Origin of the sequence: Saccharicrinis sp. GN24d3 (assembly GCF_052400645.1) — a bacterium.
Lineage (GTDB): Bacteria > Bacteroidota > Bacteroidia > Bacteroidales > Marinilabiliaceae > Saccharicrinis.
The window spans coordinates 1-10,571 of sequence record NZ_JBQTGI010000052.1 but is presented as its reverse complement, the minus strand read 5'-3'; the positions used below and the strand labels follow the sequence as shown (position 1 = coordinate 10,571).

The following is a 10,571-nucleotide window of genomic DNA, read 5'->3' as shown; positions in this document are numbered from 1 at the left end:
TGCGGTCTGGACGGGACTCGAACCCGCGACCTCCGGCGTGACAGGCCGGCATTCTAACCAGCTGAACTACCAGACCAGTTAAAAAACAATTGTTGTTACGTTTTACTTTTCGAGTTAAAAACAAAGCACGTTTTTCTTTGTTCTTGCTTACAGTTTGCGGTCTGGACGGGACTCGAACCCGCGACCTCCGGCGTGACAGGCCGGCATTCTAACCAGCTGAACTACCAGACCAAATGGTATCATTTTTCTGAAAGCGATGCAAAGATAGAGCTTCTTTTCCTTTATGCAATAGTTGGGGTGTTTTTTTATGCAAATATTTTAAGCTTAAATTAACTGTATCTCAATACCGGCTTGCTTACCAGAATGTTAAGTCAATTGGTGAAAGTTCGTTTTTTTTTAAAAAGTTTAGTCAACTGAGTATTCAGAATCCAGGTTTATTTTAGACCTTGTTTTTATCGCATTCATACTTGAATATTCGATACGGTGAAATTTGGTTTAACCCGGATTATGTATTGGAGGTTCGTCATGAGCATTGCAAGTACAATAAAACGAGGCATAACTTTCCCGATTACTTTTGGGAGCATCGTTCTGGTGAGTTGAAGTGATGCAACGAAGTGTCTTGTTTTAAAGTAATTTCAATGTGTAATAGAATTTCTAATGCATATGGCGGGTTTAATGTTAGAATCCAGAAAGTAGGATAGTGCGCTAGTTGCATTCGTTAATCGTTGAAGAATAGGATGGTTTTCGTTTTTTTAGCGCATGACGCTCATTAGAGGTATGGAAAGATGCAAATCCACCACATTTTCAATATTGCTAGCTATGGATAGGAAACATACAACAAAAAAAAGCTGTCCGGAAAGGACAGCTTAATCAAATTATATGGTATGAATGAAAAATTACTTTTCCATTAGTTCCGTTGTTCTATCCTGTAAATCTTTCACCGTAATAATCTCAAGGAAAGATGTACCACCGCCAATGCCAAAGCTACTGCCTAAATAAGCAATCTGATCCTGGTCGGAAAGGATTTCTTTTTTCTTAAGCTTATTAATCGTTTTAATCAATATTTCTTCTTTCGATCTACCCTGTTCCATGATACGAGGAGAAACACCGTATGATAGGTTTAGTTCCCTAGCAGTTCTTTTGCTGTAACATAAACCGTAAATTGGGGTTTTTCCACGGAAGGCCGCTAGATAACGAGCCGTTCTACCGGTGAAACTGTCCGTAAGTATAGCTTTAATGTTCAGATCATCGGAAGCTTTTACTGCAGTATCAGCCAAGTAAGTAGTTTTACTTTTTGCGACATTCGGAACCGGGATATCATTACGATTATCTTTGGCAGCCTCTACCTCGCGCGCAATTTCCGACATTGTTTTAACCGCTTCAACCCCGTAATCACCATAGGCAGTTTCACCGCTTAACATGATAGCATCCGTACGATAATAAATAGCATTAGCAACATCGGTAACCTCAGCGCGTGTTGGGCGAGGGTTTTTGATCATCGTGTGAAGCATTTGCGTAGCAACAATTACCGGCTTCTTGCGCTCAACACATTTCCGAATCAACTGACGCTGAATTCCGGGAATTTTTTCCTGGGCAATTTCGATCCCCATATCTCCACGTGCAATCATGATACCGTATACCGACTCGATGATTTCGTCGATGTTATCAACACCTTCTTGGTTCTCGATTTTAGCAATAATCTTGGCCGGACACTCCAAACGGTCCAATTCAGCCTGCACATCAGCAACGTCGGCAGCATTTCTAACAAAAGAGTGCGCGATAAAATCAACTTCCTGCTCCGCGGCATATCCAATAAATTTGATGTCCTTTTCGGTAAGCGAAGGTAAGTTAATACGAACACCCGGAACGTTAACACTTTTCTTACCGCCAATTTCACCATCGTTTTCAACACGGCAAACCAGGTGGTCGTCGTTTTTCTCAATTACTTTCAGAGCTGTTTCTCCATCATCAATTAAGATATCACCATCAACAGACATGTCAGCAACAAAATCTGGATAGGACACGCAGATACATTCGGCAGTAGACTTCATTTCCGGGGCACCTTTTACCTGTAATGTATCACCCTTGGCCACCAAAATCTTGTTTCCGTCTTCGGTTGGCGTAGTGCGAATCTCTGGTCCTTTTGTATCTACCAAAGTAGCTACTTTATCAGAAATAGAGCGGACTGTCTTAACTACTTTACAAAGACCCTCGTAATCCATATGTGCGGTGTTCAACCTCACAACGTTAACGCCACCTTTGATCAGTTTTCTTACGTAATCTTCGTCACACTTCATGTCTGACACGGTAGCGACAATTTTTGTAAATTTTTTCATCAACTAAATATTTATTTCTATGTTTTTACTGGGCAAAAAATATCTTTATTATTATATCATTTATTAATTAAAGCGTGAATAGCCATTTTATAGGAGTTCAAACCAAAGCCAGCAATTGTGCCAACGCAAACTGGCGACAAATAGGAGTGGTGCCTAAATGATTCTCTCTTATAAATGTTTGAAATGTGAACTTCAATAACCGGGGATGATATGCCAGAGATGGCATCGGCTATCGCAACTGAAGTGTGCGTATAAGCACCTGCGTTTAAAACAATTCCATCGTAACTAAAACCTACTTCTTGAATTTTATCTACTAACGAACCCTCGCTGTTCGACTGAAAATAATGTAGCTCAATATGGCTAAATTCTTTTTGTAATTCAGTATAATAACTTTCAAATGTTTGATTCCCATAAATGCTTACTTCCCTTTTGCCTAGCAGGTTAAGGTTGGGGCCATTTAATATTAAAAGTTTCATTATTTAATTTGGATTGTAGTGTTTGTACTACTTATTCTTTGCTATTACTTTTAACAGGCAACAAATGTATTGAAAAGTTATTTGATATTAAACTCAGTTTAAAGTTAAATGAACAAAATACAGGCTTTTATAATCATTCTAATCTTATTTGAGTTTATTTTATTTTCGGATCAATTAAAATATGCGGGTGTAAGTCACATATTGTCAGTTATCTATAGGATGTAAATGAATCAAGGGGCCATAAGGGTACGTTTGCAAACATTCACATTTTTTAACTTCTGCGATTTTCGTGGATGCATTACATATTGATGCTATTGATAATTAACCGACACTTGCATATCGGCTGATTAAATTTGGATAGGCTTTTCATACAATAATGTTGGTTTTACGCCAATATATTCGGTGCCATATTTTTTACTTAATAATTTCTTGGAAATTAAACAGTACATCGCTTTGTTAAAATATTCTGTACAAAATTCATGGCATGATAAAATGAATTGACCCGGGCCGCTTACTCATTTATGAATAAAATATTCAATATAATGCAGATGTTTAAATCGTAAATGTCAACAAATAAGCTATATAGAGCTAGGTCTATAGTGTAATTAATAAATTAAGTTAATTATTGGTTTACAACATTATCATTTAATGGATTTACATAAAAAAAATGATATTTTACTTGATTCGATAATTTTATATATTTATATTTACTTGATATTGCATTTACGTTAATTAAAATTTATTAGTATGATTTGGGAATCAGAAATTGAAGAATTCAGAGGTTATCTGAAAGTTGAGAAAGGATTGTCGGATAATTCTATCCATGCCTATGTAACAGACCTAACAAAATTGGTTCAGTTTTTAAAGGATAAAGGTTATGAATTAGGACCTGAAGGTGTTACGTTGGCAAATCTGAAAGAAATGATGGAATGGGTGACAGAAAAGGGCATTAGCCCGCGAACTCAAGCGCGGATTATCAGTGGAATTAAATCTTTTTACAAATTCTTGTTAATTGAAGAGAAGATTGATCGTGACCCAACGGCCTTGCTGGAGTCTCCTAAAATTGGCAGGAAGTTACCTGAGATTTTATCTGTAGACGAAATTGATAGTATTATTAATGCTATTGACATTAAAAAGCCGGAAGGACAAAGAAACAAAGCGATATTGGAAACTTTGTATAGTTGTGGACTGCGAGTTTCAGAGTTAATCGAACTTAAAATTTCTAACCTTTTCTTCGAATCCGGATTTATTAAAATTGAAGGAAAGGGAAACAAGGAGCGTTTGGTTCCAATCAGCACAAAAGCAATTAAGGAAATTAATCTTTATTTGAGCGAGTACAGGAGAAACCTTAAGATTCATGTTGACAGCGAAGATATCTTGTTTTTAAACAGGCGAGGTAAGAAGTTATCGCGCGTCATGATTTTTACGATCATTAAAAACCTCGTAGCCAAGTTAGGTTTCGAGAAAAATGTAAGCCCACATACATTCAGGCATTCGTTTGCAACCCACCTTATTGATGGAGGCGCCAATTTACGTGCTGTTCAGGAGATGTTAGGTCATGAGTCTATTATTACTACCGAAATATATACTCATCTCGATAAAGAGTATCTGAAGAATACGATGATACAATTTCATCCCAGATCATGAATGAATTATAAAACGTAATGAAAGGGGAGCCTTGCAACCGCTCCTCTTTTTTTATGGTTTAAAAATAGTGAAGATTACCTTACCGTTCTCCCTGTTCTCTATGAATTTAGGATGAGTATTAAAGGAAACGGTGCCCGAATGCTCAAAAATTAATACCCCATCTTCATTTAAGATGTTGTTCTTAAAAATTAAGTCTGGTAATTTTTCGGCGCCAACCAGGTCATACGGTGGGTCTGCAAAAACAAGGTCGAATTTCTCGGGCGTTTTTTCAACAAATTTAAACGCATCCCCTTTAATAACCTTTACACTGCGTTCAAGACCAAGTTCTCCAATGGTTTTTTTAATAAAACGAAAATGGTTGAAATTCGTTTCGACACAAGTAACATCATTGCTTCCCCTGGAGGCAAATTCGTAACTGATACTCCCGGTTCCGGCAAATAAATCCAATACTTTAAGGTCATCGAAATCAATCGAATTGTTCAAAACATTAAACAGGTTTTCTTTGGCAAAATCGGTGGTTGGCCTTGCCTTAAAATTTTTTGGGGGAGAAAATCTTCTTCCTTTTAACGAGCCGCTTACTATACGCATAGGGGAGTGTTGAATAAATTTAGGTGGTTTTGCAGTGGTATGTTTTTGAATACGCCTGAAAATTTAAAGTGGTTGGTTGTTGTTTCTATCTCAACTTGTTTTATGTATTTCTTCAACATGGAATAAATCTCATTGCTTTTCTCTATGTTGCCGGTCAAAAACACCTTGGTGTGGCGGGTGTCAAGCTTCATTTGATCAAACACAAACATGGCGAAGTACAAAAACTCCTTGTGATCGTGATATTTAAATGTATTGTGCATTTTTAGATTATTGCTGGATGTAACTATGATATCAAAGTAGGAACCAGATGGTTGAAGGTTAATATGCACATGATTATGGCCAATGTCAGTTGACGTGCTTAACAGAGCTGTTTCAATAAACGGCGTTGCCTGGCAAAAGTACTTGACATGACTGTAATACGTGTCTACAATTTCAGTCAGCCTTTTGGGCACTTTGAAAGAACAGAAGGAGTCTGCCATTTTAATTTTATTGGCAAAACAAACTTCGTTTTCGCCATCAAATCCATCCGCAAAACAAAAATCCAAATATCCGGGATCTTCAATTGAACTGTAGAGTGCCTGAGGAATTAGCGAATAATTTTGAGTATTATAAATCACAAAAACTTTTTGATAAGGATATACCAATAGTTGCCTTTGCGCTAGTTCTTTTTCGAGTACGTCCATTATTTCTTCGTTGAATTTTAAAGGACGGTGCTCAAACTGAATGTACTCGTTACTTACAGGGTCGAGCACACAAAAAGAAAATCCATCCAGATGAAGCTGGATGGATAAAAAATATGATGTTGTAATATTTATATCGAAACTTGTATCGATAACTGATGCCTTGTTCATACCAGAAATAAATTTATTCCCAGTTACCGGCGTTATTGTTAGTTTCGGTTAACGATCCAACTTTTAATCCAGGGTATCTCTCCAGCTTTAATGTCTTATCGCTTAAGTTATCGATTTCTTGTTGCTCAAGACCATTTAAATAAATATTGTTATGAACCTTCGCTTCGAACACCTGCACTTTTACGCCCGAACCCGTTTCAACGATTCCGGCACCCATTGCAAATTGCTCGTTGTCGGTAAATGGCACATAACGCAAAGAATCAATAGGGTATTTCTTGCCAAACAACGAATCAAGAACGCTAACCAAAATAGTATCGCGCTTAATCATACCTACTTTAAGTGCCTTTTCTTCCGTCCATCCTTCTTCAAGCAGGCTGTCGGATAGGCTTCCTTCTTTTTTTACTAGCTTTAACGAATCATGCTTGACGAAATCGATTAACGTATCAAAGCTGCCCGTAAACTTATCGTATAAGGATTTGTAAGCTACTTGAGCGGTTCTAATGTCTTTTAGGTTATTGATTACTGCCTCACTACGTAATTTATGCTCCTTGATAAATCTGATAGGTCTCTGGATACTATCTACACATAGATATGCCAATGCGATAATAGCAAGAACAAGTACAATTTGAATGACTGTTTTCATTATTTACAGATTTTTGTATTAGTTTGAATTCACAAATTTAAAAAAAAAATCAAATTTTAAATTTCCATTCGCTTATTTTATAGAAATAATGATAAATAAACATCTAAAAGAAGCCATAAAACAAAATTTTAGGCATGTACCGACGCCATCGCAGGCATCGACAATTGAAAAATTTGCGGAATTTTTGATGAGCGATAAGGAACATCCGGTTTTTTTAATGAAAGGATATGCGGGCACAGGTAAAACTTCTTTGGTCAGTTCATTTGTGGAGACTTTGTCCGAAATGAATTTTAAAATGGAATTGATGGCACCTACGGGAAGAGCCGCAAAAGTTTTTTCCGGATATGCCAAGCGCGCTGCGCATACCATACACAAAATAATTTACAGGCAGAAATCCGCGAACGACGGCTTTGGTGCATTTGGCTTAAACAAAAATTTAAAACCCGAAACTATATTTTTTGTGGACGAGGCCTCTATGATTTCCGGTTTTTCAGGTGAATATTCCAGTTTTGGAACAGGGAATCTTTTGGAGGATCTAATGAATTTTGTTTTCGAAGAAAGAAACTGCCGTATGGTGCTTATTGGAGATGCTGCCCAGTTACCCCCTGTCGGAAATTCGGAAAGCCCGGCACTAGACAAGGATACCCTGGAATACTATTCGGCGAATGTTACCGAATGTTTCTTGTCGGATGTGGTGAGGCAATCAACAGAAAGTGGTGTGTTAAGTTGTTCTTCGGATTTGAGATTTGATATCGAGTCGCAGGAGTTTTTGGACGAGTTACCTAAAATAAACCTGCAGGGTTTCGATGATGTAAAAAAAATTACAGGCGAAGAGCTGATTGATGCCATTTCTGAATCGTATGATCAGGTGGGCATGGATGAAACCTTGATCGTTAACCGTTCCAATAAGAGAGCTAACCTATACAACAAGGGAATCCGAAGCAGTATTCTGTATAAAGAAGAGGAATTAACTGTTGGCGATATTGTTTTAGTGGTAAAGAATAATTATCACTGGCTAAAAAACAACAAGGAGGTTGATTTTATTGCTAATGGGGATATCGCCGAGATAGTTAGAATCAGAGGATACGAAGAATTATACGACAAGAGATTTGTGAACTGTGTAATTCGTTTGGTGGATTACAAAGAGCTGGAAGTGGATGTGAAATTAATGTTGGATGCACTTGATTTGGATACCCCTGGGCTTACACAGAAAGAGCAAGAACAGTTTTTTTACAAGGTGATGGAAGACTACAGTGACCTGAGTCCCAAAAGAAAACAGTATGAAGCCGTAAAAAACAACGAGTACTATAACGCGTTGCAGGTTAAATTTGCTTATGCCATGACCTGTCACAAAGCCCAGGGAGGACAGTGGAAAAATGTGTTTGTCGACCCGGGCTTCGTCCCCGATGAGAATATTAACAGAGATTATTACAGGTGGCTGTATACCGCCTTTACCCGTTGCACCGATAAGCTCTATTTGGTGAACTTTAAAGATGAATATTTTGAGTAGGTGAACTTGCTATAAACAGTTTTTTTCGTAAAATGATACGGACTTTTGATGTATTCATGTGGAATAGTTGAACTTTTATCAAGAAAGTTAAACCTTTAACGTTATTTTGAGTATAGGAGGTATCATATTTCATAAAGGTATTTTGAAGTATGTTTGGTGTTCAAACAATTAAATTGTTTTGCCTTAGAGATTAAGTTGATTATTAAGATTTATGACGTACCTGCATTTATTACAACATAGTATTAATATTATAAAAACCAATCTGGTTAATAGATTAAAACGATCTCTATTTTTTAGCGCTAGAATCATTAAGCTTAATATTTTAATAGTCTGGATTTTTGTTTTATTAGCTTCTGTAAATGATTTATTTTCGCAACCTCATGCAAGCTATTATAATTATACAGGAGATTGGGAATCATCAACGTCTTGGAGTCCCGAATGGAATACGCCAATAGTCAATAATTTGAATAACCAGATTACTATTTATGGATTCATCACATGTAATAATGGAGTAAGTTATGAATCAGGTGGGTTAACGGTGGAGGATACCCTTGTTATTAATGGGGATTTAAGAATGGGGATTTCTACAAGTATTGTCATTGATAGAGATGCTATATTAATTATTAACGGCTCTTTGTACATACAGGATGAATCTCAGGCAATAATCGTAAAAAGGGGAGCTTACCTCATTGTTAGTGGAAATGTTATGGTTGAAGGAGATACCTATAATGCAAATTTTGGAGCGACAGACAGTCCGCCAAAAATTTTTATAGGAGGAGCGATCGAACCTGCCGAACTTACCGACGATGATGTTAATTATACTGCCTTGGATTGCACTGAACCTGAAGTTCCTTATACTTATTCTGGATGTACTTTTGGTAATTTAGTTGATTTAAGCTACGATCCTATATACAGTTTTTACCAGTCTGTGTCAAGTGGTTCTTCACCAATTATAACGACAGAACCATTAGATAAATCCATATGTGAAAATCATAATGTAGATTTTATACTTGAAGCAAACAATGTTGATTCATATCAGTGGGAGGTGGATGATGGTGGCGGTTTTGTTGATTTGGTTAATGATCTTAATATTTCAGGTGCAAATTCTCATAAACTCAGCCTGCAGAATGTTCCCTCCACAAACAATGGTTATTTATATCAATGCAGAATAACAGGGAATGATGCTTCCGTTATTTATTCATCTACTGTTGCATTAACAGTGCAGCATCAAGTCGTTGCGGATGCCGGAAGTAATGCCGCGGTTTGCGAAAACAGCTCATACATGGTAAATGACGCCAATGTGGATTACGGCAACGGAACCTATAGCTGGAGCCACGACGGCAACGGAAGCCTGGCCAACGAAACCACACTGACACCCACGTATACGCCCGATGCCTTAGATGCGGGAAATATTGTAACCTTAACGTTAACGGCCGACGGGAATGCGGACTGTGCACAGTCAGCCGATCAAATGAATATCACCGTAACCAACCAGGTAGTTGCCGATGCCGGAAGTAATGCCTCAATTTGCGAGGGTGGAACATATACGGTGGATGATGCAGACGTGAGCTATGGCAACGGAACCTATAGCTGGAGCCACAACGGCAGCGGAAGTCTGGCAGATGTTGCCACACTGACACCGACCTATACGCCCGATGCATCGGACGCAGGTAATATTGTAACCTTAACGCTAACGGCCGACGGGAATGCGGACTGTGCCCAGTCGGCCGATCAAATGAATATCACGGTGGCCAACCAGGTGGTTGCCGATGCCGGAAGTAATGCCGCAATTTGCGAGGGTGGAACATATACGGTGGATGATGCAGACGTGAGCTATGGCAACGGAACCTATAGCTGGAGCCACGACGGCAACGGAAGCCTGGCCAACGAAACCACACTGACACCCACGTATACGCCCGATGCCTTAGATGCGGGAAATATTGTAACCTTAACGCTAACGGCCGAGGGGAATGCGGACTGTGCCCAGTCGGCCGATCAAATGAATATCACCGTAACCAACCAGGTAGTTGCCGATGCCGGAAGTAATGCCGCAATTTGCGAGGGTGGAACATATACGGTGGATGATGCAGACGTGAGCTATGGCAACGGAACCTATAGCTGGAGCCACAACGGCAGCGGAAGCCTGGCAGATGTTGCCACACTGACACCGACCTATACGCCCGATGCATCGGACGCAGGTAATATTGTAACCTTAATGCTAACGGCCGACGGGAATGCGGACTGTGCCCAGTCGGCCGATCAAATGAATATCACGGTGGCCAACCAGGTGGTTGCCGATGCCGGAAGTAATGCCGCAATTTGCGAGGGTGGAACATATACGGTGGATGATGCAGACGTGAGCTATGGCAACGGAACCTATAGCTGGAGCCATGACGGCAGTGGAAGCCTGGCAGATGTTGCCACACTGACACCGACCTATACCCCCGATGCATCGGACGCAGGTAATATCGTAACCTTAACGTTAACGGCCGACGGGAACTCCGGCTGCAGTCCTGCCGT

8 protein-coding genes and 2 tRNA genes are annotated in these 10,571 nt (G+C 39.1%); 3 read left to right on the top strand and 7 right to left on the bottom strand.

Annotation, left to right across the window (positions count from 1 at the left end; translation table 11 throughout):
- Window positions 1–2: 2 nt before the first annotated feature.
- From ACT29I_RS25290 to aroQ, 4 genes are all read right to left on the bottom strand, one after another.
- A tRNA-Asp gene (locus tag ACT29I_RS25290) sits at window positions 3–76 on the bottom strand.
- 81 nt (window positions 77–157) lie between these two features.
- Window positions 158–231 (bottom strand) — tRNA-Asp (locus tag ACT29I_RS25285).
- Between the two features lie 665 nt (window positions 232–896).
- Window positions 897–2,336: a pyruvate kinase gene (gene pyk / locus ACT29I_RS25280; protein ID WP_430937200.1), complete on the bottom strand. Its 1,440-nt coding sequence runs from the start codon at window positions 2,334–2,336 to the stop codon at window positions 897–899.
- Between the two features lie 56 nt (window positions 2,337–2,392).
- Window positions 2,393–2,812 carry a type II 3-dehydroquinate dehydratase gene (aroQ, locus tag ACT29I_RS25275; protein WP_430937198.1) on the bottom strand — a complete coding sequence of 140 codons (420 nt, stop codon included), beginning with the start codon at window positions 2,810–2,812 and terminating at the stop codon, window positions 2,393–2,395.
- Window positions 2,813–3,559: 747 nt separating this feature from the next.
- Here aroQ and xerD point away from each other — a divergent pair.
- Entirely contained in the window at window positions 3,560–4,459 is a 900-nt protein-coding gene (xerD, locus tag ACT29I_RS25270; RefSeq protein WP_444794804.1) for a site-specific tyrosine recombinase XerD, read from the top strand.
- A gap of 51 nt (window positions 4,460–4,510) precedes the next feature.
- Here xerD and ACT29I_RS25265 read toward each other — a convergent pair whose 3' ends face one another.
- Genes ACT29I_RS25265 through ACT29I_RS25255 form a run of 3 tightly spaced genes read right to left on the bottom strand, consistent with a single transcriptional unit; the run spans window position 4,511 to window position 6,541 of the window.
- Window positions 4,511–5,047 carry an RsmD family RNA methyltransferase gene (locus ACT29I_RS25265; protein ID WP_430937194.1) on the bottom strand — a complete coding sequence of 179 codons (537 nt, stop codon included), beginning with the start codon at window positions 5,045–5,047 and terminating at the stop codon, window positions 4,511–4,513.
- On the bottom strand, window positions 5,038–5,898 hold the full coding sequence (locus tag ACT29I_RS25260; RefSeq protein WP_430937192.1) for a DUF3822 family protein: 861 nt from the start codon (window positions 5,896–5,898) through the stop codon (window positions 5,038–5,040). Before ACT29I_RS25260 ends, ACT29I_RS25265 begins: the two co-directional genes overlap by 10 nt.
- 13 nt (window positions 5,899–5,911) lie before the next feature.
- Window positions 5,912–6,541, bottom strand: coding sequence for a hypothetical protein (locus ACT29I_RS25255; protein WP_430937190.1), 630 nt, complete (start codon window positions 6,539–6,541; stop codon window positions 5,912–5,914).
- An 88-nt stretch (window positions 6,542–6,629) separates the two neighbouring features.
- Between ACT29I_RS25255 and ACT29I_RS25250 the strand changes: the two genes are divergently transcribed.
- Window positions 6,630–8,051, top strand: a complete 1,422-nt coding sequence (locus ACT29I_RS25250) for an ATP-dependent DNA helicase (RefSeq protein WP_430937188.1) — start codon at window positions 6,630–6,632, stop codon at window positions 8,049–8,051.
- A 463-nt stretch (window positions 8,052–8,514) separates the two neighbouring features.
- On the top strand, window positions 8,515–10,571 hold a 2,057-nt coding region (locus ACT29I_RS25245; RefSeq protein WP_444794803.1), incomplete at its 3' end, for a hypothetical protein.

What these genes read in the sequence shown, in the direction of transcription:
- xerD (WP_444794804.1), top strand. Translation starts at nt 3,560, where the DNA reads ATGATTTGGGAATCAGAAATTGAAGAATTCAGAGGTTATCTGAAAGTT.
- pyk (WP_430937200.1), bottom strand. Translation starts at nt 2,336, where the DNA reads ATGAAAAAATTTACAAAAATTGTCGCTACCGTGTCAGACATGAAGTGT.
- ACT29I_RS25265 (WP_430937194.1), bottom strand. Translation starts at nt 5,047, where the DNA reads ATGCGTATAGTAAGCGGCTCGTTAAAAGGAAGAAGATTTTCTCCCCCA.
- ACT29I_RS25255 (WP_430937190.1), bottom strand. Translation starts at nt 6,541, where the DNA reads ATGAAAACAGTCATTCAAATTGTACTTGTTCTTGCTATTATCGCATTG.
- ACT29I_RS25250 (WP_430937188.1), top strand. Translation starts at nt 6,630, where the DNA reads ATGATAAATAAACATCTAAAAGAAGCCATAAAACAAAATTTTAGGCAT.
- ACT29I_RS25260 (WP_430937192.1), bottom strand. Translation starts at nt 5,898, where the DNA reads ATGAACAAGGCATCAGTTATCGATACAAGTTTCGATATAAATATTACA.
- aroQ (WP_430937198.1), bottom strand. Translation starts at nt 2,812, where the DNA reads ATGAAACTTTTAATATTAAATGGCCCCAACCTTAACCTGCTAGGCAAA.